This is a genomic window from Kitasatospora sp. NPDC059146 (assembly GCF_042786665.1).
GTDB lineage: Bacteria > Actinomycetota > Actinomycetes > Streptomycetales > Streptomycetaceae > Kitasatospora.
Genome location: NZ_JBHZCY010000004.1, coordinates 126,677 through 148,785 on the forward strand (window position 1 = coordinate 126,677; position 22,109 = coordinate 148,785).

The 22,109-nt window shown below is 74.9% G+C and carries 23 protein-coding genes; 15 read left to right on the forward strand and 8 right to left on the reverse strand.

The genetic code is table 11. The features are described from left to right. The first annotated feature begins 95 nt into the window (after positions 1-95). The 5 genes from glnII to ACFXPX_RS03100 all read left to right on the forward strand — a co-directional run bounded on the left by glnII (position 96) and on the right by ACFXPX_RS03100 (position 4,447). Positions 96-1,118: a glutamine synthetase GlnII gene (gene glnII, locus ACFXPX_RS03080; RefSeq protein WP_375894540.1), complete on the forward strand. Its 1,023-nt coding sequence runs from the start codon at positions 96-98 to the stop codon at positions 1,116-1,118. 266 nt (positions 1,119-1,384) lie between these two features. Next, positions 1,385-2,491 (forward strand): LLM class flavin-dependent oxidoreductase, encoded by a 1,107-nt coding sequence (locus ACFXPX_RS03085; protein ID WP_380639388.1) that lies wholly within the window; start codon positions 1,385-1,387, stop codon positions 2,489-2,491. A 41-nt stretch (positions 2,492-2,532) separates the two neighbouring features. Next, a complete protein-coding gene (locus ACFXPX_RS03090) occupies positions 2,533-3,069 on the forward strand; it encodes a hypothetical protein (RefSeq protein ID WP_375894546.1) in 537 nt (178 codons plus the stop codon). Further along, positions 3,066-3,614 (forward strand): hypothetical protein, encoded by a 549-nt coding sequence (locus ACFXPX_RS03095; protein ID WP_380639390.1) that lies wholly within the window; start codon positions 3,066-3,068, stop codon positions 3,612-3,614. The genes ACFXPX_RS03090 and ACFXPX_RS03095 overlap by 4 nt, the downstream gene beginning before the upstream one ends. Then, positions 3,608-4,447, forward strand: coding sequence for an MOSC domain-containing protein (locus tag ACFXPX_RS03100; protein WP_380639392.1), 840 nt, complete (start codon positions 3,608-3,610; stop codon positions 4,445-4,447). The genes ACFXPX_RS03095 and ACFXPX_RS03100 overlap by 7 nt, the downstream gene beginning before the upstream one ends. Here the strand turns inward: ACFXPX_RS03100 and cobC are convergent. Continuing rightward, complete coding sequence (gene cobC, locus ACFXPX_RS03105; protein WP_380639394.1) at positions 4,413-5,507, reverse strand: Rv2231c family pyridoxal phosphate-dependent protein CobC; 1,095 nt, start codon at positions 5,505-5,507, stop codon at positions 4,413-4,415. The genes ACFXPX_RS03100 and cobC overlap by 35 nt on opposite strands. Next, positions 5,504-6,928, reverse strand: coding sequence for a cobalamin biosynthesis protein (locus ACFXPX_RS03110; RefSeq protein WP_380639396.1), 1,425 nt, complete (start codon positions 6,926-6,928; stop codon positions 5,504-5,506). The genes cobC and ACFXPX_RS03110 overlap by 4 nt, the downstream gene beginning before the upstream one ends. 274 nt (positions 6,929-7,202) lie before the next feature. Between ACFXPX_RS03110 and ACFXPX_RS03115 the strand changes: the two genes are divergently transcribed. The 4 genes from ACFXPX_RS03115 (at position 7,203) to ACFXPX_RS03130 (ending at position 11,499) form a co-directional block, all read left to right on the forward strand. Beyond that, complete coding sequence (locus ACFXPX_RS03115; protein ID WP_380593392.1) at positions 7,203-8,138, forward strand: alkaline phosphatase family protein; 936 nt, start codon at positions 7,203-7,205, stop codon at positions 8,136-8,138. Between the two features lie 5 nt (positions 8,139-8,143). Beyond that, on the forward strand, positions 8,144-9,475 hold the full coding sequence (locus ACFXPX_RS03120; protein WP_380525178.1) for an MFS transporter: 1,332 nt from the start codon (positions 8,144-8,146) through the stop codon (positions 9,473-9,475). A 41-nt stretch (positions 9,476-9,516) separates the two neighbouring features. Beyond that, positions 9,517-10,551: a TolB family protein gene (locus ACFXPX_RS03125; protein WP_380639435.1), complete on the forward strand. Its 1,035-nt coding sequence runs from the start codon at positions 9,517-9,519 to the stop codon at positions 10,549-10,551. A 96-nt stretch (positions 10,552-10,647) separates the two neighbouring features. Next, complete coding sequence (locus tag ACFXPX_RS03130; RefSeq protein WP_380639398.1) at positions 10,648-11,499, forward strand: hypothetical protein; 852 nt, start codon at positions 10,648-10,650, stop codon at positions 11,497-11,499. A 70-nt stretch (positions 11,500-11,569) separates the two neighbouring features. Here the strand turns inward: ACFXPX_RS03130 and ACFXPX_RS03135 are convergent, their stop codons facing one another. Further along, complete coding sequence (locus ACFXPX_RS03135; RefSeq protein ID WP_380639400.1) at positions 11,570-12,532, reverse strand: EamA family transporter; 963 nt, start codon at positions 12,530-12,532, stop codon at positions 11,570-11,572. 138 nt (positions 12,533-12,670) lie between these two features. Between ACFXPX_RS03135 and ACFXPX_RS03140 the strand changes: the two genes are divergently transcribed. Beyond that, positions 12,671-13,180 (forward strand): MarR family winged helix-turn-helix transcriptional regulator, encoded by a 510-nt coding sequence (locus ACFXPX_RS03140; protein ID WP_375894574.1) that lies wholly within the window; start codon positions 12,671-12,673, stop codon positions 13,178-13,180. Positions 13,181-13,256: 76 nt separating this feature from the next. Next, a complete protein-coding gene (locus ACFXPX_RS03145) occupies positions 13,257-13,709 on the forward strand; it encodes a hypothetical protein (RefSeq protein ID WP_375894577.1) in 453 nt (150 codons plus the stop codon). 7 nt (positions 13,710-13,716) lie between these two features. Here the strand turns inward: ACFXPX_RS03145 and ACFXPX_RS03150 are convergent, their stop codons facing one another. Next, positions 13,717-14,373, reverse strand: a complete 657-nt coding sequence (locus tag ACFXPX_RS03150; RefSeq protein ID WP_380639401.1) for a class I SAM-dependent methyltransferase — start codon at positions 14,371-14,373, stop codon at positions 13,717-13,719. A gap of 354 nt (positions 14,374-14,727) precedes the next feature. Between ACFXPX_RS03150 and ACFXPX_RS03155 the strand changes: the two genes are divergently transcribed. Then, complete coding sequence (locus ACFXPX_RS03155) at positions 14,728-14,952, forward strand: hypothetical protein (protein WP_380639403.1); 225 nt, start codon at positions 14,728-14,730, stop codon at positions 14,950-14,952. Positions 14,953-15,091: 139 nt separating this feature from the next. Here the strand turns inward: ACFXPX_RS03155 and ACFXPX_RS03160 are convergent, their stop codons facing one another. Then, positions 15,092-16,273: an FAD-dependent monooxygenase gene (locus ACFXPX_RS03160; protein WP_380639405.1), complete on the reverse strand. Its 1,182-nt coding sequence runs from the start codon at positions 16,271-16,273 to the stop codon at positions 15,092-15,094. Between the two features lie 139 nt (positions 16,274-16,412). On the opposite strand from ACFXPX_RS03160, the gene ACFXPX_RS03165 reads away from it, so the two are divergent. Further along, entirely contained in the window at positions 16,413-17,000 is a 588-nt protein-coding gene (locus tag ACFXPX_RS03165; RefSeq protein WP_380639407.1) for a TetR/AcrR family transcriptional regulator, read from the forward strand. A 59-nt stretch (positions 17,001-17,059) separates the two neighbouring features. After that, positions 17,060-18,739: a serine/threonine-protein kinase gene (locus tag ACFXPX_RS03170; RefSeq protein ID WP_380639409.1), complete on the forward strand. Its 1,680-nt coding sequence runs from the start codon at positions 17,060-17,062 to the stop codon at positions 18,737-18,739. Positions 18,740-18,746: 7 nt separating this feature from the next. On the opposite strand, the gene ACFXPX_RS03175 is transcribed toward ACFXPX_RS03170, so the two are convergent. Further along, positions 18,747-19,223, reverse strand: coding sequence for an OsmC family protein (locus ACFXPX_RS03175; RefSeq protein WP_380525168.1), 477 nt, complete (start codon positions 19,221-19,223; stop codon positions 18,747-18,749). Between the two features lie 340 nt (positions 19,224-19,563). Between ACFXPX_RS03175 and ACFXPX_RS03180 the strand changes: the two genes are divergently transcribed. Next, on the forward strand, positions 19,564-20,079 hold the full coding sequence (locus tag ACFXPX_RS03180) for a hypothetical protein (RefSeq protein ID WP_380639411.1): 516 nt from the start codon (positions 19,564-19,566) through the stop codon (positions 20,077-20,079). A gap of 67 nt (positions 20,080-20,146) precedes the next feature. Here the strand turns inward: ACFXPX_RS03180 and ACFXPX_RS03185 are convergent, their stop codons facing one another. Together ACFXPX_RS03185 and ACFXPX_RS03190 are read right to left on the reverse strand one after the other, a co-directional pair. Beyond that, the gene (locus tag ACFXPX_RS03185; protein ID WP_380639413.1) at positions 20,147-20,689 is read right to left on the reverse strand and encodes an AAA family ATPase; all 543 of its coding nucleotides are present in this window, start codon (positions 20,687-20,689) and stop codon (positions 20,147-20,149) included. Between the two features lie 46 nt (positions 20,690-20,735). Next, positions 20,736-22,109 (reverse strand): cobyrinate a,c-diamide synthase, encoded by a 1,374-nt coding sequence (locus ACFXPX_RS03190; RefSeq protein WP_380639415.1) that lies wholly within the window; start codon positions 22,107-22,109, stop codon positions 20,736-20,738.

Here is a 22,109-nt window from a genome sequence, read left to right on the forward strand (position 1 = left end):
TGGTTCACATGCGCGTTACACGAGAGGAACAACCGGGAAACGGCGGCTTGCGACGCTACGCGGGCATCCACCACCCAGCAATCGAGGGACACGCCGTGGCAATCAAGGCCGAGTACATCTGGATCGACGGCACCAAGCCGACCGCGAAGCTCCGTTCCAAGACTCGCGTCCTGCCCAACGCCGACAAGATCCCGACCTGGGGCTTCGACGGTTCCTCGACCAACCAGGCCGAGGGCCACGCCTCGGACCGCGTGCTGGACCCGGTGAAGGTCACCAAGGACCCGATCCGCGGTGGCGACAACATCCTCGTCCTGTGCGAGGTCCTGGAGACGGACGGCACCCCGCACGAGTCCAACACCCGCGCCCTGCTGCGCGAGGTCGAGGAGAAGTACACCGTGCAGGAGTCGATCTTCGGCATCGAGCAGGAGTACACCTTCTTCAAGGGCTCCCGCCCGCTGGGCTTCCCCGAGGGCGGCTTCCCGGCCCCGCAGGGCGGCTACTACTGCGGCGTCGGCGCCGAGGAGGTCTTCGGCCGCGAGATCGTCGAGCTGCACCTGGACCGCTGCATGGACGCCGGCCTGGCGATCTGCGGCATCAACGCCGAGGTCATGCCCGGCCAGTGGGAGTTCCAGATCGGCCCGGTCGACGCCCTGACCGTCTCGGACGACCTGTGGATCGCCCGCTACCTGCTCTACCGCACCGCCGAGGAGTTCGGCATCGACGCCACCCTGGACGCCAAGCCGGCCCGGGGCGACTGGAACGGCGCGGGCGCCCACACCAACTTCTCCACCAAGGCGATGCGCGAGGGCTACGACGCCATCATCACCGCCTGCGAGTCGCTCGGCGCCTCCCAGGAGATCGTGATGGACCACGTCACCCAGTACGGCGCCGACATCGAGTCCCGCCTGACCGGCAAGCACGAGACCGCCCCGTGGAACGTCTACAGCTACGGCGTCTCCAACCGCGGCGCGTCCGTCCGCATCCCGTGGCAGGTCGAGGTGGAGCAGAAGGGCTACATCGAGGACCGTCGCCCGAACGCCAACGTCGACCCGTACGTCGTCACCCGCCTGCTGATCAACACCTGCTGCGCGGCCCTGGAGAAGGCCGGCCAGGTCTGATCCCCGCCCCTGGCGTGCACCGTCCGTAGGCCCTTCCCCGCCCGGGGGAGGGCCTACGGGCTCTGCCCTGCCCGGTGTTCGCCGGGTCGGGCATAATCGAGCGCATGACCGCTCCCCGCCCCCGCCTCCTCGTGCGCCGACTGCACGTGGACCTGGCGCGGGTGTGGGCGGCCGGCTGTCGTCGTTGTCGGTGAGTTCTCAGCAGCAGGACCGAAGCAGGACCGACCGACCCCAGACCGCACCGGCCGCAGGAGTGTGTCCGTTCCATGGTTCTCACCTTCCACTGGTTCCTCCCCACCAACGGCGACAGCCGGCAGATCGTCGGCGGCGGGCACGGCTCGACGCCCGGGACGGCCGGCTCCGACCGGCCGCCGAGCATCGGCTACCTGGGCCAGATCGCCCGCAGCGCCGAGCAGTTGGGCTTCGAGGGGGCGCTCACGCCGACCGGTGCCTGGTGCGAGGACGCCTGGCTGACCACCGCGATGCTGACCCAGGTGACCGAGCGGTTGAAGTACCTGGTGGCGTTCCGGCCCGGGCAGCTCAGCCCCACGCTGGCGGCGCAGATGGCCGCGACCTACCAGCGGCAGTCCGGCGGGCGGCTGCTGCTCAACGTGGTGACCGGCGGCGAGTCCGCCGAACAGCGGGCCTACGGGGACTTCCTGGACAAGGACGCCCGCTACGCCCGCACCGGGGAGTTCCTGGACATCACCCGGCGGCTCTGGGCGGGGGAGACCGTCGACCACGACGGCCCCCATCTGCGGGTCGAGCGGGCGCGCCTGACCCGGCTGCCCGACCCGGTGCCGCCGGTGTACTTCGGCGGCTCCTCCCCGGCGGCCGGCGAGGTCGCGGCCCGCTCCGCCGACGTCTACCTGACCTGGGGCGAACCGCCCGCCCAGGTGCGGGAGAAGATCGGGTGGATCCGTGAGCTGGCCGCCGCCCGGGGCAGGACGGTGCGGTTCGGGATCCGCCTGCACGTGATCACCCGGGACAGCTCCGCGCAGGCCTGGGCGGAGACCGAACGGCTGCTCGCCGGCATGGACCCGGGGCGGGTCCGGGAGACCCAACGGGCCCTCGCCGAGAGCGAGTCGGAGGGGCAGCGGCGGATGCTCGCGCTGCACGGCGGCTCGGCGCAGCGGCTGGAGGTGCACCCGGGGCTGTGGGCCGGCATCGGGCTGCTCCGCGGCGGGGCGGGCACCGCGCTGGTGGGCAGCCACCGGGAGGTCGCCGACCTGGTCGCCGAGTACCACGAGCTGGGGATCGACGAGTTCGTGCTGTCGGGCATGCCGCACCTGGAGGAGGCCTACTGGTTCGGCGAGGGGGTCCTGCCGCTGCTGGCCGCCCGCGGCCTGTGGCGCCGACCGCAGGCGGGGTAAACCACTGGTCAATCCCGGTCGCCCGCCGGAGAATTCACGGCATGACTCGACAGCCGCTGCTCCTCCTCGACGTGGACGGACCCCTCAACCCCTACGCCGCGCCGAGGCTGCGGCGGCCGGACGGCTACCGGACGCACGAGCTGATGCCCACCTGGTGGGCCGATCGGCAGACCAGGCGCTCCGCCGACGGCGAGGCGAAGCCGTTGCGGGTGTGGCTGAACCCGGCGCACGGGCCGGAACTGCTGGCGCTGCCGTACGAGTTGGTGTGGGCGACGACCTGGATGGACGAGGCGAACGCCCTGATCGGCCCGCGCCTCGGGCTGCCCGAACTCCCCTACGTCCGCTGGACGGAGCTGTTCGGCGAGGACCCGGACGGGCTGCACTGGAAGACGAAGGACGTGGTGGCCTGGGCCGCCGGGCGGCCGTTCGTCTGGGTCGACGACGAACTCGGGCCGCAGGACGCCGAGTGGATCGCGGCGCACCACCCGGGCCCGGCGCTCACCCTGCACGTCAACCCCCGGGTCGGCATGCTCGCCGGCGACTTCGCGACCCTGCGGGACTGGGCGGCCGCCGCATGACCGGGTCGCCGTTGCTCCTGATCGACGTGGACGGGCCGCTCAACCCCTACGCCGCACCGGACTCCCGCTGCCCCGAGGGCTACGGCACCCACCGGCTGCTGCCCGAGTCCTGGGTCGCCCGGCACGCTCCGCAGCCGCGGGAGCAGGTCGAGCCGCTGCGAGTGTGGCTGAATCCGGCGCACGGGCCGGAACTGCTCTCGCTGCCGTACGAGTTGGTCTGGGCGACCACCTGGATGGACGAGGCGAACACCTTCATCGGCCCGCGCCTCGGGCTGCCCGAGCTCCCGTACGTCCGCTGGACCAACCTGTTCGGCGAGGGCGGGGAGGACCCGGACGGGCTGCACTGGAAGACCAGGGACCTGGTGGCCTGGGCCGCCGGGCGGCCGTTCGTCTGGCTGGACGACGAACTCGGGCCGCAGGACATCGAGTGGATCGCGGCGCACCACCCGGCCGAGGCGCTGCCGCTCTGGGTCGACCCCCGGGCGGGGCTGCGGGAGCTGCACTTCGCGGCCCTGCGGGAGTGGGCGGAGGACGCGGAGTGCTGAGCGGCGGATCCGCGGGCGAGCTGGTCGGCCGGGTCGAGCGGCTGCGGCGCTACCCGGTCAAGTCGCTGCTGGGGGAGGACCTCCCGGCGGCCGAGGTGTCCACGAGGGGCCTGGCCGGGGACCGGGCGCGCGCCCTGCTCGACCTGGAGACCGGGCGGGTGGCCAGCGCCAAGAACCCCCACCGCTGGGCCGGGCTGCTCGACTACTCGGCGACGGCCACGGCGGACGGCCGGGTGGCGGTGACCGGCCCGGACGGGCGCGCCGCGGGCGAGGCGGAGCTGTCCGAGGCCTTCGGCCGCAAGCTCGCCCTGATCGCCGAGCGCCCGCCCGGCGCGGAGGTCGAGCGGGCCGTCCCGGAGGAGGTGCTGGCGCGCGGGATCGAGGCGGAAGTGCCGGTGACCGTCAACGAGTTGGGGCGGGCCGCACCGGACGGCGGGTTCTTCGACTTCGCCCCGCTGCACCTGATCACCAGCTCCACACTGCTCGCCTTCGGCGTCGAGGCGGAGCGCTACCGGCCGAACCTGGTGCTCCGCACCGAGGGCGAGGGATTCGTCGAGAACGCCTGGGTGGGGCGGGAGTTGACCGTCGGGGAGAGCCTGCGGCTGCGCATCGTGGCACCCACCCCGCGCTGCGCCGTCCCCACCCTGCGGCACGGCCCGCTGCCGCGCCGGACGGAGGCGCTGCGGGGCCCGGCCGCACGCAACCGGCTGGTCCCGCTGGCGGGCATGCCGGCGCTGCCCTGCGCGGGGGTGTACGCCCAGGTGCTGGCGCCGGGGGCGATCCGCACCGGCGACCCGGTCAGGCTGGACGCAGCGCCGCCTCCAGGGCGCTGAGGAAGCGGTCGGTGGTCTCCTCGTCCCGGACGGCGATCCGCAGCCAGTCCTCGCCCAGGCCGGGGAAGGTGTCCCCGCGCCGGACGGCGAAGCCGAGCTCGCGCAGCCGCGCCCGGACCGCCGCCGCGCCCGGCAGCCGGACCAGGACGAAGGAGGCGGCCGGCTCGCCGTGCAGCCGTACGGTCGGGAAGGCGGCCAGGCCCTTCACCAAGTAGTCGCGCCACAGGGTGAGTTCGGCGGCCGCCCGGTCCGCCTCGGCGAGCGCCGCCGGGCCGCTGCACGCCTCGGCGGCGGCCAGTGCCGGGGTGGAGACCGGCCAGAGCGGCTGGGCGGCGCCGAGGGCGGCGATCAGCGGCGCCGGTCCGAGCGCGTAGCCGATCCGCAGTCCGGCCAGGCCCCAGGTCTTGGTGAGGCTGCGCAGGACGACGACCCGGCCGGGGAGGTCCCGGGCGGCGGCGAGGGACTCGCGCTCCCCGGGCACGGTGTCCATGAACGCCTCGTCCACCACCAGGGTGCGCCCCGGGCGGGCGAGCGCGGCGACAGCTTCGGCGGGGTGCAGGACGGAGGTCGGGTTGGTCGGGTTGCCGAGGACGACCAGGTCCGCCTGCTCGGGGACGGCGCCCAGTCGGAACCCGTCCCCGGGGGAGAGCAGCACCCGGTGCACCCGGTGCCCGGCGTCCCGCAGTGCGGCCTCCGGCTCGGTGAACTGGGGGTGCACCACGACGATGTGACGTGCCGTCAGAACTCGGGCGAGCAGCACGAAGGCCTCCGCGGCCCCCGAGGTGAGCAGCACCTCCTCGACCGGGCGCCCGTGCCGGGCGGCCACCGCCGCGCGGGCGGCGCCCTGGTCGGGGTAGGCGGCGAGGGTGCCGAGGGTGGCGGCCAGGTGCTCGCGCAGCCAGGCGGGCGGCGTGCCGGTGCGGACGTTGACGGCGAGGTCGACCAGGCCGCTCCCGTCGGCGCGCACCTCGGCGTCGCCGTGGTGGCGCAGGTCGGGTTCGGCGGCGGCCGGGTCGGTGGCGGTGGCGGTGGCGGTGGTGGTCGGGTCGGTGGCGGTCATGCGGGGACCCCGTCCGTGTCGGCGGGCAGGCCGGGCGCGCCGGGAAGGCCGGGCACCCGTAGGAGCTCGTACGCCCCGGCGGGCACGGTGAGCCCGGCGCCGTCGCCCAGGGCGACCAGCGCGACGGCGTGCCCGTGCGCGGCGAGGGTGGCGGCCGCCCCGGCCGGGTCGACCGCCCGGCCGGCCCGGTCGGTCGCCACCCCGGCCCGGTCCAGTACCGCGCCCCGGGCGTTCCGCACCGTCCCGGGCTCCGGCAGTACGACCTGTCGCGTCCCCGGCCGGAGCAGCGCGGCCACCGCCTCGACGTCCGCCGGCCGGCCCACCACCACCGAGGCGCGGCGCAGCTCGGCCAGCGCGCGCGGCACCAGCAGGTCGTGGGCGCCCGGCCCGAGGCCGATCAGCGCCAGCCGGCCGCGCACCGCCGCCCGGGCGATCGCGATCGTGGCCGTGGCCGACTTCCGCTTGGGGACGACGAGTTCGCCGCCGTCGGCGCCGGCCAGGGCCGCCGCCTCGGCGACGCTCGCGGTGCCGACGGCCGTGCCGACCGCCGCGGACGGGTTCGGCACGGTGAGCCGGGCCAGGGCCTCGGCCGGGTGCTCGTCGACCGGCACGTTCAGGCAGCGCGCGGCCCATCGCACCGCCGGGTGGTCGGCCTTGCCGGTCACGGTGGCGATCCGGGCGATCGCCGAGCGCAGGTAGCCGGTCTCCTTGAGCACGTCCGTCAGCAGGCGCATGGCGTCGGCCGATCCGGTGCCGCTGCCCGCGCCGATGCCGACGACCAGGGTGCGCGGGACGACCAGGAGGTCCTCGCCGTCCGGGTCCTCGCGGTCGGTGACCCGCAGGACGGGGGCGTCCTCGGGCGCGTCCGGCCGTACGTTCGGGGGCAGTGCGGGCAGCGGGTACGCCACCTCGGTGACCAGCCGGACCGGCCGACCGTCCGCCGCCGCCTCCGCGGCCTCGCCGGCACCGGCCCGGCGGTACCGGACGGCGTGCGGGGTCAGCACGTCGAGGGGGTTCCCGGCGTCGGCCGGGCTCCCGGGGCCGGGCGGGTTCCCGGGGTCGGGCTGCGGGCCGGTGAACACCGGGGTGACGCCGAGGGCGCCGGCCACCTCCTCGGCCAGCTCCAGCGCGGAGTCGGAGTGGGTCAGCGGGATCACCCAGCGCCGGCCAGGGTCCACGCAGAGCACCTCGGCGCCGCGCGGGACGTCGACGCGGGGGTCGGTCAGCAGGCCGACGACGGCGGCGAGCGATCCGACGGCGATCACCTGGCGGTGGCGGTCGAGGGCGAACTGCATCGCCTCCGGCCCCTGGAAGCAGTTGCCGCGCGAGGCCCGGTAGGCGTGGCTGCTCTCCGGCCAGAGCTCCTGCAGCTCGTCGGTCAGCGGGCGGCCCGGCCCGTAGATGGCGACCAGTCCGATCACGTACCGCACTCCTTGCCGTCCCCGGCCCGGTGCTCGCGGGCCCCCGTGATCCCACCACGGGCGGTGGAGGGGGGTCAATCGCGGCGGGTGTGACCTGCGCCGTGGTTCCCGGCAGCTGCCCTGCACGGTGTGGTCCGGCGTCCGGTTGCTCCGTACCGGGACCGCCTCGCAGCTGTTCGTCTGTTCTTCACTTCTCTTGTGCGGTACACGACACGCCGCGATCCTACTGTTCTCGGCGCTCCCGCCCCGGAAGCCCCGACCCCCGGAGGACCCCATGGCCTTCGCACGACCCCGCACCCCCGGCACCCCCACGGCCGGCCCGCGCCCCGCCCGTCGCCGCAGGCTCCGCCCGATCACCGCCCTCGCCACCGGCCTCGGCCTGGTCGCCGGCTCGCTCGGCCTGTGGGCCGCGAGCGGCGACGCGGCCGCCGACACCGCCGCCGCCCTGCCCTCGCCCGACCACATCGTGGTCGTGATGATGGAGAACCACGCCTACTCGCAGGTGATCGGCAGCTCCAACGCGCCGTACTTCAACAACACCCTGGCGGCCGGCGGCGCGACGCTGACCCAGTCCTACGCGCTCACCCACCCCAGCCAGCCCAACTACTACATGCTGTTCTCCGGCAGCGCCCAGGGCGTCACGGACGACAGCTGCGTGGACGTCGGCGCGATGCAGCAGCCCAACCTCGCCTCCGAGCTGCTCGCCGCCAACCAGACCTGGGCCAGCTACAACGAGGGCCTGCCCTCGGTCGGCGCCACCGACTGCCGGGTCGACAACTACGCCCAGAAGCACAACCCGTGGTTCGGCTTCGGCAACGTGCCCACCTCCACCGCCTACGGCATGGACGCCTTCCCGACCGACTTCACCACCCTGCCGAAGGTCTCCTTCGTCACCCCGGACCTCTGCGACGACATGCACGACTGTTCGGTCGGCACCGGCGACACCTGGCTGCAGAACAACCTCGACGCCTACGCCCAGTGGGCCAAGAGCAACAACAGCCTGCTGGTGGTGACCTTCGACGAGGACAACAAGCTGTCGGGCAACCGCATCCCGACCCTCGTCTACGGCGCCCACGTCGCCCCCGGCAGCTCCACCTCCACCCGGTACAACCACTACGACGTGCTGCACACCCTGGAGGACCTGGCCGGCGTCAACGCCCACGCCGGCAACTCCGCCGGGGCCTCCGACATCACCGGCATCTGGAACTGACGCCCGTGTACGTCGCGGACTCCCGCAGCTCGAAGGCCCCCGTCGCACCGGCCACCGGCCAGGTGCGGCGGGGCGCCGCCCTGCGCTCGGTGCCGGGGGCGGTCCTCGCCCTCGGCGCGGTCAGCATGGTCACCGACGTCTCCTCGGAGATGGTCAACGCCGTGCTGCCGCTCTACCTGCTCACCGGACTCGGCCTCTCCCCGCTCGGCTTCGGCCTGCTCGACGGCATCCAGAACGGGTTCAGCGCCCTGGTCCGTTTGGTCGGCGGCCACCTCGCCGACCGCCGCGGCCGCGACGGGGCCGCCCGGCACAAGGCCGTCGCGGCCGTCGGCTACGGGCTCTCCGCGGTGTGCCGGCCCCTGCTGTTGTTCGTCCACACCGTGCCGCTGATCGGCGCCGTCATCGCCGTCGACCGCACCGGCAAGGGCTTGCGCACCGCCCCCCGGGACGCGATGATCTCGCTGGCCACCGAACCCGCCCACCGCGGCCGGGCGTTCGGCGTGCACCGGGCGATGGACACCGCGGGCGCCCTGCTCGGCCCGCTCACCGCCTTCCTGGTGCTGCGGCTGGCCGGCAGCCCGCTGCTCGCCGACGGCGGCGAACGGCACGGCTACGACGCGGTGTTCACGGTCAGCGCCTGCGTCGCGGCGCTCGGCGTGCTGATCCTGCTGCTGTTCGTGCCGAACCGGCAGACCGGCGAGGCGCCGTCGACCGCCACCCCCTCGCTGCGCAGTAGCCTCACCCTGCTGCGCCTGCCCGGACTGCGCCGGCTCACCCTGTGCGCCGTCCTGCTCGGGCTCACCACGGTCAGCGACTCCTTCCTCTACCTGCTGATCCAGCGCCGGCTCGGCCTGTCCGTCACGCTGTTCCCGCTGCTGCCGCTGGGCACCGCGGCCGCCTTCCTGCTGCTCGCCGTCCCGTTCGGCGCGCTCGCCGACCGGATCGGGCGCCGCCGCCTCTTCCTGCTCGGCCACGGGGTCCTGCTGCTCGGGTACGGGCTGCTGCTCTCGCCGCTGCGCGGACTGCCCGCCGTGCTCTGCGTGCTGCTGCTGCACGGCTCCTTCTACGCGGCCACCGACGGCGTGCTCGCCGCCGCCGCGGCCGACGCCGTCCCCGCCGAACAGCGCGGCGCCGGGCTCGCCCTGGTCGGCACCGGGCAGGCGCTGGCCCGGTTCGCCTGCTCGCTGCTGTTCGGCGCGCTGTGGAGCGCGGTGGGCGGGTCGACCGCCCTCGCCTGGTCCGCGGGCGCCCTGGCGCTGTGCGTGGCCGGCGCGGCGGTGGTGCTGCGCCGTTCGGAACCCGTCGTCGTGGAGCAGAGCGTGGAGGAGAGTCCGTGACCCCGCAGAACGTGACCCCGCAGAACGTGAACCCGCAGAACGTGAACCCCTGGAACAACCGCAGCCGGGTGCTCGTGCTGCTGATCGCCGTCCTGGTGCTCGGTGCGGTCGGCACCGGCGCCGTCCTCTACGCCGCCGACCGCAGCTCCGAACGGGACCGCGCCCAGGCCGGCGGGCCGGCCGTCGAACCCGGCCCGGTCTCGCTCCGAGTTCCGACCAGCGGAAGACAGTTGCTCTTCCGCAACATGGCCTGGGGGCCGCACCGGGACGAGATCACCAGCGTCCCCGCCGACCACCCCGACGGCCCGCGCACCGCCTCCGGCACCCAGTGCCTGCGCTTCCACGCCGCCGCCGGCACCGGCATCTGCCTCCAGGCCCAGCACGGCGCGCTCGACGACACCTACCGCGCCGTCGTCCTGGACGACCACCTGCACGAGCGGCGCTCATTCCCCGCCGCCGGCATCCCCACCCGCTCCCGGGTCTCGCCGTCCGGACACCTCGCCGCCTGGACCGTCTTCGTCAGCGGGGACTCCTACGCGGGCTCGGACTTCTCCACCCGCACCTCGATCGTCGACGTGCGGGACTGGAACCTGCGGGAGAACCTGGAGGACTTCGCCGTCGTCAAGGACGGCCACCCGTACCAGGCGCACGACGTCAACATCTGGGGCGTCACCTTCGCCGACGACAACACCTTCTACGCCACCCTCGCCAGCTCCGGGCAGACCCACCTCGTCCGCGGCGACCTCGCCGCCCGCACCCTCACCACCCTGCACGACAACGTCGAGTGCCCCTCGCTCTCCCCGGACGGCACCCGCATCGCGTACAAGAAGCGCGTCCCCGGCCTGTCGCCCGACGCCCCCTGGCGGCTGTACGTCCTCGACCTCGCGACCGGCACCGAGACCGCCACCGCCGAGCAGCGCAACATCGACGACCAGGCGCTCTGGTCCGACACCGGGACGCTGGTGTACGCCCTGCCCGGCGACTACGGCGCCGACCTGTGGACCGTCCCGGCCGACGGCTCCGGCGCTCCGCTGCTGGTCACCAAGGCCGCCGTCGCCCCCGCCTACCTGGGCTGAGGAACTCTCCGCTAGCGTCCCACGTCGAGCAGAGTGCGACGTCCCGACCCGAGGTGCCGGTCGGACGTCCTGATCGAAGCGGGGGAACGAGCAACCGTGGACGGCATCCCACCCGAGCGCGTGGTCACCGACTCCTGGCCCGCCCTGCACGGCCGACCGGTCCTGCGGCGCACCGTCGCCGTCGGACTCGTGCTGTGCGTGTCCGCCGGCGCCGCCCTGATGGTGCGCGGCGTCAACGCGCTCACCGTCGGCCGGGTCGGGCGGGAGACCGACCGGGACCGCGCCGAACGGCTGGCGGGCCTCCACCCCTCCCAGCACCCAGGCGCGGGCCGCTACTACGTCCCGGTCGGGGCCGTCTACACCCGCACCTCGGACGGCGCGCCCGTCGCCTACCTCCACTACCGCCTCGGCGGCGGCAAGGAGCCCGGGCTCGGCGACTTCCTGCGCGCCTACGACCTCCCGGCGCCCGGACCCGCCGCCCCGCTGCCGCCGGACCTCGCGGCCGCCCTCGGGGGCGACGAGCCGTCCGAGGCGCCGGAGCTGCCGGAGCCTGCGGCGGAGTCGGCGGAGTCGGCGGGGTCGGTGGGGGTGGCGGGGTCGCTGGGGGAGTCGGGAGCGCCCTCGCCCGTGCCGTCGGGGTCCGCGTCGGCCTCCGCCCCCGCTGCCGTGGTGGCCCCCGGGGCGGGCGTCGCGCCGATGGCCGTCGCGGCGGATCCCGCCCCGGCCGATCCCGACCCGGACGGCTCCGGAGGCACCGGCGGCGCGGGCGGTACCGCGCACGTCCCCGAGGACAGCACCCCCGACCCGGTCCCCACCCCGACCTGGACGCCCACCACCAGCCCGTCCGCCGTCCCCACCCGGGCCCCGTCGGCCCGCCGGATCTACGTGGCCGCCGTCCCGGGCGGGCTGCCGGGCGCCGCCGACATCTACATCCGCGCCACGGGCTGAGCCCGGGTACGTCCGTGCCCCGCCGGCCGGTGGCCGACGGGGCGGGGACGGGAGCGCAGGGTGCGGGCCCTCAGCGGGCGACCGCCGGTGCCCGGCGCTCGGTGGCGGTGGCGGTGGCGGTGGCGGTGGCGGTGGCAGGGGCCGAGGTGGGGGCCGGCGCGGTGACCGGTGTGGCCCGCCGGGCCGGGGCCTGGCCGATCAGCATCGCGCCGAGCGCCAGCACCAGCCCCAGCACCTGCCACGGGGTGAGCGTCTGGCCGAGCACCACCAGGCCGCCGACGGTGGCCACCACCGGGTTGACCAGCCCCAGGAAGGACACCGGACCGGCGCCGAGCCGCTCGATGCCGCGGAACCACAGCACGTAGCCGAGCGCGGTGCTGAGCAGCCCGAGGTAGGCGAAGCCCGCCAGGTTGGCGGTGCTCAGGGCCGGCGGCGCGCCCTCGACCAGGGCCGCCAGCGGGACGAGGAAGACCGAGCCGGCCAGCAGCTGCCAGGCGGTGAGGTCGATCATGGTGGCGCCCTCCGGGCGGCCCCAGCGGCGGGTCAGCACGGTGCCCGTGGCCATCAGGCCGATCGCGGTGACCATCGCGGCGATGCCGATGCCGTCCAGCTTCGCGCCGCTCTTGAGCACCAGCAGCGCCACCCCGGCGACCCCGACCAGTCCGGCGAGCAGCGCCCGCCGCCCGGGCCGGACCCGGAGCACCCCGACCGAGAGCCCGGCGACCAGCAGCGGCTGGATCGCCCCGATGGTGGCCGCCACGCCGCCGGGCAGGCGGTAGGCGCCGACGAAGGTGAGCGGGAAGAACAGTCCGATGTTGAGCATCCCGAGCACCGCCGCGCGCCCCCACCAACGCCCCTTGGGCAGCTTGCGGCCGATCAGCAGCAGGAGCAGCCCGGCGGGCAGCGCCCGCAGCGCGGCGAGCAGCAGCGGGCGGCCCTCGGGCAGCAGCTGGGTGGTGACCAGGTAGGTGGTCCCCCAGGCGGCCGGGGCGAGTGCGGCGGTGACGGCGATCCCTGCGCGCTTGCGGTCCATGGCGGTTCCCAATCCCCTCAACGTTGACTATCTGAACGTTGAGATATTTCTACGCCCGGGATCGGCGAACGTCAAGTATGTGAATGTTAAGATATCTGCACCGGCAGCAGCCCGGCCGTCCGAGGGAGATGACAGAGCATGCAGCAGCGCGACACCGTCGACGACATCGCCGAGCAGTGGGCCAGGAACCGCCCCGACCTGCCGCTGGAGGCGATGGCCCTGATCGGCCGGCTGCGGCGGCTCAACGTCCGGGTCGACAACGCCCTGCGCGAGTACTTCCTCACCTGCGGGCTGGACCCCTCCGAGTTCGACGTCCTCGCCACCCTCCGCCGCTCCGGCGAGCCCTACGAACTCAACGCCCGCGCCCTGCTCAAGTCCGCCATGGTCACCTCCGGCGCCATCACCAACCGGGTCGACAAGCTCTCCGCCAAGGGCCTGGTCGAGCGCAACCCCTGCCCCACCGACCGCCGCGCCGTCCTGGTCCGCCTCACCCCGGCCGGCAAGGACCTCATCGACGCCGCCCTCCCCGGCCACATCAGCAACGAGGAGAGCCTCCTCACCGCCCTCGACGCCGACGAGCGCGCCCAGCTCGACACCCTGCTCCGCAAGCTCCTCGTCGCCCACGGCGACACCGAGCCGCTGGGCTGACCGCCGGGTCGTTCGCGTGACCACCACCTCCCGGCCGCGTTAACCCATCGGGACGACGCGCCGGAGGAGAGACCCGATGAAGCACAGGACCCCCAGGGACATCGCCGTCGACGACCAGCTGCGGGCCGCCGGGGCGGAGGGCGCCCAGTGGCTCGCCGCCGCCGGGTGGGGGCCGCCGGTGCAGGTGCCGCTGCAGAACGCGGCCAAGTGGCAGCGGGAGACCAGGGAGCGGATGCTCGCCGCGCAGGAGGACGAGTCCTGCACCTGGTGCGACCACCTGCTGCACGGCGGCCCGCAGCCCGTCGTCGTCCACGCCGAGCACCCCACCCACCTGGTCTGCCGTGCCTGCTCGATCACCGCCCGCCCCCACCGCCGCTGCGCGGACTGCGGCGAGCCGGCCCGGTCGGCCTCCCCGCTCGACGGCCGCGAGGACGTCTGCATGGGCACGGTGGCGATCTACACCCGCCTCCGCTGCCCCGCCTGCCACCGCAGCGACCCGATCAACGGGACCTTCGGGAGCGGCTGGTGAAGATCCGTCAGGTGGTTGCGACCAGTGCGTAGCGCTCGTCGTGCACCGGACCGCCCCACAGGGCCGCGTCCCCGCCGAGCGGCTCGACACGCAGCTCCGCGACCAACGGGCGGACCGCCGCAGCCAGTTCGCCGGCGCCCACGCCGCCGCCCCAGGGCAGCCGCTCCGCCCCGGCGACGTACGGGGCCGCCTGCTCGCCCGCCTCGCGCCAGCGCCCCTCGACCAGCACCAGCCGCCCGCCCGGGCGCAGCAGCCGCACCCAGGCGCGCAGCGCCCGTTCCGGGTCGGGCAGGGTCCAGACCAGGTGCCGCGACAGCAGCACGTCGAAGCCGCCCTCCCGCAGCGGCGGCGCGCCCGCGTCCCCCACCAGGAAGCGCCCGGCCAGCCCGGCCGCCGCCAGCTTCGCCCGGGCCCGCGCGACCATCCGCGGCGCCAGGTCCACCCCCGTCACCCGGTGCCCGTCCGCCGCCACCAACTCGGCCAACGACCCCGTCCCGCACCCGACATCCAGCACCTCCACCGCCCCGCCCGGCAACCACCCCCGCACCCGTCGCGCCCACGCCTCCCGCACCACCGGCGCCCGCAACCCGTGGTCCGGCTCCTCGTCGAAGGCCGCCGCGGCCGCGTCCCAGTAGTCGGCGATGGATTGCCCTGAGTCCGTCATGCCGCCCATCCTCCCGGCTCTCACCGACACCCCGGCCGGGCGTCGCCGGGCCCGGCCGTCCATCCGGATGGGGCGATCGCGATTGACGGTCGGAACGTATTCCGAACTAGCGTCGAAGCATGTCGACTCCCACCGTGTCCTTCTCCGACCTGTCGAAGAACTCCAAGCGCGTCGCGGACACCGTGGAGCGCGCCCAGCGGGTGCACGTCACGCGGCGGGACGGCGAGGACCTCTACCTGACGACGGAGCGCCATGACCGACAGCGAGAGGACACCGCCGATGTCACCGCGCGCCTCTTCACGGCGCTGATCGGCAGCGACGAGGGCGCGCGCCGTACTGCTGGCGCTTCCCGCCGTGTTCCCCTGGGTCAGGCACCTCTCCGCCGAGGAGGTGCGGGAGTTCGTCGTCGACCTCGTCGAGGCGACGCGTGATGTCGTGGAGCTCGACGTACACGCCAACCTGCACCGCGTGACAGCGGAATGGCGTGCCACCGCCAGAATCCTCGCCGACCCGGAGTTGACCGCGGAGCTGACGAGGCCGCTGCCCGGCGACGATCACGGTGAGGTGGTCGCCCCGTGAGCCCCGAGCGTGGCGATGAGGTCGCGCCGCCGCCGGTCGGCGACGAGTGGCGGGTGCGCTTCGGCTAAAAGGTGTCGGGTTGCCGCAGTGGGAGTACGAGGGCGACTGCCGGTGGTCGGGTGAACTCGGGCTCCGACCCTCAGGCCGCCGGGTGGAGGGCGGGGGGCTGCCAGTCGTAGAGGGTGCCGGTGCGGCCGAGGAGGGTGCGGGTGGGGAGGAGGCCGGCCAGGGTGAGGGCGGTGGTGCGCAGGAGGGTGGCGGCGGGGGTGCGGAGGGCGACCAGGCTGCCGGTGCGGCGGGAGGCGGTGACGACGGCGGTGGTGCGGGGGAGGCGTGCGGCGGTGTAGGCGGGGAGGGCGGTGGCGGGGTCGCCGACGGGGGTGAGCAGCGAGGCGAGGACGACGGCGTCCTCGATGGCCTGGCAGGCGCCCTGGCCGAGGAAGGGGCACATCGCGTGGGCGGCGTCGCCGAGGAGGGCGACCCGGCCGTGGTGGTGGGCGGGCAGGGGGTCGGCGAGTTCCCGGACGTCGTTGCGGAGCAGCCGGTCCGGTTCGGCGAGGGCGAACAGCTGGGGGGCGGGGGCGCACCAGTCGCCGAAGAGCCGCCGGAGTTCGGCCGCTTCGTCGGCGGCGCGGGCGCCGGCCGGGGCGAGGGCGGCGCCGTAGACGTAGACCCGGTCCTCGGCGAGCGGGACGATCCCGGCGAGGCGGCCGGGGCCCCAGACCTCGCCGGCGGCGGCCGGTCGAAGACGGGCCCCGGGCGTGACGACGGCGCGCCAGGTGGTGAAGCCGCTGTAGCGCGGGCCGGGGTGGTGGGGGAAGAGCAGGCTGCGGGTGGCGGAGTGGATGCCGTCGGCGGCGACGACCAGGGCGGCCGCCCGGTCGCCCTCGCGGGTGCGGACGACGGCGGGCCGGTGGTGGTCGCCGGGGTCGGTGACGGTGGCGGGGGAGTCGGTGCGGACGGTGCCTTCGGGCAGCGCGTCGACCAGGGCGGCGATGACCTCGGCACGGGCGACGGCGGCGACGGAGTCGCCGAAGCGGGCCCGGACGGCGGCGCCGGTGGTGCGGACGAGCCAGCGGCCGGAGGGGTGGCGGATGCCGACGGCGGGGTGGTCGGTGGCGCGGGCGCGCAGCCGGGGGCCGACGCCGAGGAGGTCGAGGGCGCGCAGGGCGTTGGGGGCGAGGGCGAGTCCGGCGCCGACGGGTTCCAGGTTCGCGGCGCGTTCGTGGACGGTGACGGGGACGCCCTGCCGGTGGAGGGCGAGGGCGGCGGTGAGGCCGCCGATGCCGCCGCCGATGACGATCGCCTGGTGCTGGCCCATGGGGGCTCCTGTTCTCCCACGCTCTCGGCCACTACAGCTGTAGTGGCCACTGCTCGGCACCGTACTACACATGTAGTGGGCCGTAAACTACGGCTGTAGTGAGTTGGGTAGCCCCCGAGGAAAGGCCATGATCGGACCCATGACGCCCCCGCGCCCGACCCTGATCGCCGACGCCGCCATCGACCTGATCGCCGAGGCCGGCCTGCGCGGACTCACCCACCGCGCCGTGGACGACGCCGCCGGCCTGCCCGCCGGCTCGACCTCCAACCTCGCCCGGACCAGGGCCGCCCTGCTGGAACTCGTGCTCACCCGGATCGTCGAGCGGGAGACCGTCGACCACCCGGTCTTCACCGAGGGCGAGCGCCCCCGAGCGGCCGCACCGGCCCGCGCGATGCTGGCCGAGGTCGGCGCCGAGGTGCTGTTCCAGGCGCTCACCAGCGGCCGCAGGCTCACCCTGGCCCGCCTGGAACTCGCCCTGGAGGCCACCCGCCGGCCCGAACTGCGCGTCGTCTACGACCGGTTGGGCGCCCGCTTCGCCGAACTCGGCGCCGTCCTGCTCGCCGCCGCCGGCTCCACCGACCCCGAGGGCGACGCCCGCCGGCTGATCCGCTGGTGCGACGGAGTGCTGTTCAACGCGACCGCGGGCAGCGGGCACTGGCACGTGCCGATGCCGGAGGAGCTGCGCGCGGAGATCGACCGCTACCTCACCGCCCTGCTGGACCGGTAGCTCCGCCTGCGGGCCGCATCGGCCCTATACTCCGTGTGCTCGATCAGCCAGGGGGAAGCATGCTGAGTGTGCTCGAAGTCGTCGCACTGCTCATGATCGGTGCGGCGCTGCTGCTACGGCTGGCGACGCTGCCGGTGCTGGTGCGTGCCCAAACGGCCGCGCGCCGAAGGGCGTTGGCCGCCACCGGCGCGGACGCGGGCGGGGGTGCGCCGGGCGGGATCGGCGCGACCGTCGGCGAGCTGGTGCTGGGCCTGCTGGGCATCGCCGGGGTGGTGGTGTTGCTGTCCTACAACGTCGTGGGCAACATGACGCACATCGGGCTGGGCGAGCCGTTCGACCCCGTCAACTCGAGGTACCTCGGCTACTCGGTGGGTCTGCACTTCGACACGGCGCAGACCGTGTACATCGCCGTGTTCGTTGTCTGCCTGCTGCTCTGCCTGCTGCTGTGCTACCTGACCCAGCGCAGGCTGCTGACCGCGGACCTGCCTCCGCAGATCTGGTCGGCGGGCGCGACCCAGGCCCGGGTCGTCGGCCTGCTGGTCCTCCGCGCGGCGCTCGCGGTGTTCGTCCTGCCGGCCGGTCTGGTCCTCCCGGCCCTGGTGTTCCAGCTCGTCGCCTTCTTCGTGAGCGGCCGGCCCAAGGCGGTCGGTGCGCAGCCGGGGAGTGCCCCGGAGGCCGGTGCCGCCCAGGCGTTCCAGGCGTACCTGGACGCGCAGAACCCGTACGCGCCCACCGCCCAGCCGCCGCAGGGCCCCTACGTCCCCCCGCAGTTCACCCCGCCGGCCCCGCCGGCCCCGCCGATGCCGCCCGTGGTGCCGCCGGTGGCGTCCGCCCCGCCCGTCGGCAGTCCGCTGGGCGCGCACGAGCCCCGGACGATCGGCGGCTACCAGCTGCTCGGCCGGATCGGCTCCGGCGGCATGGGCACGGTTTACCTCGCCCAGCGCCAGGGCTCCGCGACCCAGGTCGCGCTCAAGACCATCAACCCCGAACTCCTCGCCGAGGGCGACCTGTTGCGCCGCTTCCAGCGCGAGGCCGAGGTGCTGGCGATGGTCCCCGGCGCCTACACCGCCCGGGTGCTCGACACCGGTGTCGACGCCGGTCGCCCGTACCTGGCCATGGAGTTGCTGGACGGGCGCCCGCTCGACGCCCATCTGCGCGAACAGGGCCCGATCCGCTCCGCCGAGGCGCTGAACGCCCTGGCCCTGGCGCTGGCCGTGGCGCTCTCCGGGGTGCACCGGCTCGGCCTGGTGCACCGGGACCTCAAGCCCGCCAACATCATGCTGACCACGGCCGGCCCGCGCCTGCTGGACTTCGGCATCGCGGCGATCGTGGACGGCACCCGGCTGACCGCCACCGGCGGCGGCCCGGGCACCCTGACGTACATGGCGCCGGAGCAGTTCGGCGACGAGCGGCCCGGCCCGGCGGCCGACGTGTGGGCCTGGGCGTGCTGCGTGGTCTGCGCCGCGTACGGCGTCAGCCCGTTCGCGGCGACCAACACGGGCGCGGTGATCCGCCGGATCGTGGAGAGCGGGCCCGAGCCCGCCGCCCTGGCAGCGGTCCAGGCCCTCGACCCGAGGCTCGCGGCCGTCGTCGCCCGTGCCCTGGCCATCGACCCGGCCGCCCGCCCGGCGGACGGCACGGCGCTGCTGGCGGCGCTCGCGGTGGCCCGGTCGACCACGCCGGACCAGGCGGCCGTCCACGAGCAGATCACCCGCGGCTGGCAGACCCTCACGCTCTGACCCGCGGCTAGCCCGGGACCCCCACCGTCACCTCAGCCTCGTGCCGCACCGGGAAGTTCACCGAGTTGGCGATGAAGCAGCCCCGGTTCGCCGCCCCGTGCAGACCGAGGGCCCGCTCCACCATCCCCGGCTCGGCGACCTCGACCCGCGGGTGCAGCACCACCGAGGTGAAGCGCACGCCCTCCTGGGTCACGGTCATGGTGCCCGCCGGCCGGTCCGCGTACGAGGTCACCACGACCCCGTTCACCGCGCACTGGTGCAGGTACGACAGCAGGTGGCACTGGGCGAGCGAGACCAGCAGCAGTTGCTCCGGGTTCCAACGGGCAGGGTCGCCGTGGAAGGCGGGGTCGGCGGAGCCGAGGATGCCCGGCAGGCCCTCGACCGAGACCTCGACGTCGCGGGAGTAGGCCCGGTAGTCGCTGGTGCCGGTGCCCCGGTTGCCGGTCCAGTGAAGCTCGGCGCTGTACTCGTACTGCCTGGCCATGGGGGTGCCTCCGTGGGAAGGGGGTGTCCCCGGACAGTCAACCGCAACGGGCCGCCCGCGCGCGGCCTCCCATGCGGCGGACGTCGCCGGGCCATGGGCCATGCGTGCCCGGTCGACGCCGCCGACCGGGTGACCTCCGGTCGCCCGTCCGGGTGGCCGTTCGACCGGTCGGGCGGCACAGAACATCCGCTCACGAACGACTTCCCCGTGCCCCACCAGGGAAGCAGGCGGTTTCACGAGGATCGACACGCGCGATCACGGATCGTCGCCATCCGCCCGTCGGCGTGATGGGATGCGCCCCGGCCAGGAGGCCACCCCGGAACCGACCTCGGAGACTCCGTTGCAGCGACCCATCACCGTCAAGCGCTCCCTCGCCCTCGCCTCCGCAGCGCTCACCGTCGGCGTGGTCACCGCGCTGAGCATGCCGGCCGTGGCCGACACCCAGCCCCAGACCGGAAGCCACCGCTCGACCAGGGCGGCGCAGGTGCCGGACATGACCTTCGACAGCACGGGCACCGCCGACCTCGGCAGCGCCCCGCAGGGGCTCGGCAAGGCCTTCGGCGGCCGGGCCGCGATGAAGGACGTCGACGGCGGGATCATCGGCACCGCCTACGCCAACTGCACCAAGGACGCGACCGGTACGACCGCGGACGAGGTGCTGTGCACGAGCGTCTTCAAGTTCAGCGACGGAGCCCAGATCGCCGCCGACGGGGTGATCCCGGTCCCACGTTCGGGGGCCGAGCCCAAGGACTTCGACGTCATCGTCACCGGCGGCACCCTCAAGTACGAGGGCATCACCGGCGTCGCCCGCTTCACCCCGCGTTCCGTCGGGGTCTACGACGTCTCCTTCAGCTGACCGCCCGGACCGCGCCTCGCACCCCTCGACCCCACTCCGGGGCCGGGGGGTGCGTCGTGTGCGGGCGTCAGCCGCCCGCCAGGACGCGCTCGACGATCAGCCCGGCGCAGTCCTCCACCGAGGCCCGCGAACTGTCGACCACCAGGTCGTACGTGACGCCCTCGTGCACCGCCGACGCCTGGGCGGCGGCCATCCCGGCGACGCGGTCGCCCCGCGCGGCCTCGCGGGCCGCGGCCACCGCCGGGTCACAGCGCACGCCGACCCAGAGCACCTCCAGGCCGTCCAGCGCCGCGCGCCACCGCTGCTGGGAGGCGGCGCCGCCGAGGAACACCTCGTCGACCAGGACCGGGGCCCCGGCCCGGGCCGTCGCGGCCACGCCGAGCGTCCAGGCGGCGTCCAGCCGGGCGAAGGCCGGCCCGACCTCGACCGTGCCGTCCCCGTCCGTCAGGCCGCCGATGCCCTCCTCGCCGCCGAGCAGCCACGGCGGCAGCGCCTCCACCATGGTGTCCGCGCCGAGGTGCAGCCACGGCTCCGGGAGCAGCTCCTGCAAGCGCCGGGCGATGCTCGACTTCCCGGAACTGGAGCCGCCGTTGAGAACGATCACATCCATGCGCGCATCCTAGGGCGCGTCTGACACGCCCTAGGGAGGAAAGCCCTCAGGACGCCCGCGAATTGAACACCGCCGCCGCTCCCGCGAACGACTCCGCCACCCCGGGGGCCCCGGCCCAGTGCAGGTGCAGGTACGAGGCGTGGACGTTGCCGCCCGCGAACCCCTCCGTCCGCGGCCCGGTCGGCAGGCGCCAGCCCCAGGCGGGGTGTTCGCCGGCGCCCGGTTCGCAGACCGTCCGGTGGAACTCGTGCCCGCGCAGCCGGGTGCCCGCCGGGGCGAGCGGGGAGTCGTGCAGGGCGACGGCCTCCCGGTAGCCGAGGGTGAGCCGCTCGGTCATCCGGGCGTCGGTGTCCAGCACCCCGCACATCGGCAGGCCGTCCAACTCCCGCCCCAGGTAGAGCAGTCCGGCGCACTCGGCGGCGATCGGGCCGCCCGCCGCCGCGAAGTCGGCGATGGCCCGCCGCAGTTCGGCGTTCCGGCTCAACTCCCGGACGTACAGCTCGGGGAAGCCGCCGCCGATGACCAGTCCGGCGGTGCCCTCGGGCAGCATCGAGGCGTGCAGCGGGTCGAAGGGGACGACCTCGGCGCCCGCCGCGCCGAGCAGCTCGGCGTTCTCGGCGTACGAGAACGAGAAGGCCGCACCGCCGGCCACCGCGATCCGCGGCCGCCCGCCGACCGGCGTGACCTCCGCCGAGGCATCCCACGCTTCGGCGTCCAACTCCGGTGCGGTACGGGCGAGTTCCAGTACGGCGTCCAGATCGACCGAAGCCGCCACCAGGGAGCCCATGTCGGCAACGGCCTGCAAGGCCTCCGCCGAGCGCTCCACCGCCGGGATCAGCCCGAGGTGCCGGGACGGCGTGGCCACGGCCGCCGAGCGGCGCAGGGCGCCCAGCACGGGCACCCCGGAGCCCTCCTCCAGGGCCTCGCGCAGCAGGTGCTCGTGCCGGTCGGAGGCGACCCGGTTGAGGATCACCCCGGCGAGCCGCACCTGCGGGTCCCAGGAGGCGAAGCCGTGCACCAGCGCGGCCACCGAGCGGGACTGCGAGGAGCCGTCCACCACCAGCACCACGGGGGCCCGCAGCAGCTTGGCGACGTGCGCGGTGGAGGCCAGCTCCCCGCGCCCGGAGGCCCCGTCGAACAGGCCCATGACGCCCTCGACCACGGCGACGTCCGCCCCCGCCGCGCCGTGCAGGAACAGCGGCGCGATCCGCTCCGGCCCGCACATGAAGGCGTCCAGGTTGCGGCCCGGGCGCCCGGCGGCGAGCGCGTGGTAGCCCGGGTCGATGTAGTCGGGGCCGACCTTGTGCGGCGACACCGCCAGCCCGCGCGCGGCGAGCGCCGCGATCAGGCCGGTGGCGACGGTGGTCTTGCCGGCGCCCGAGGAGGGCGCCGCGACGACGAGGCGGGGGACGTTGTTCAA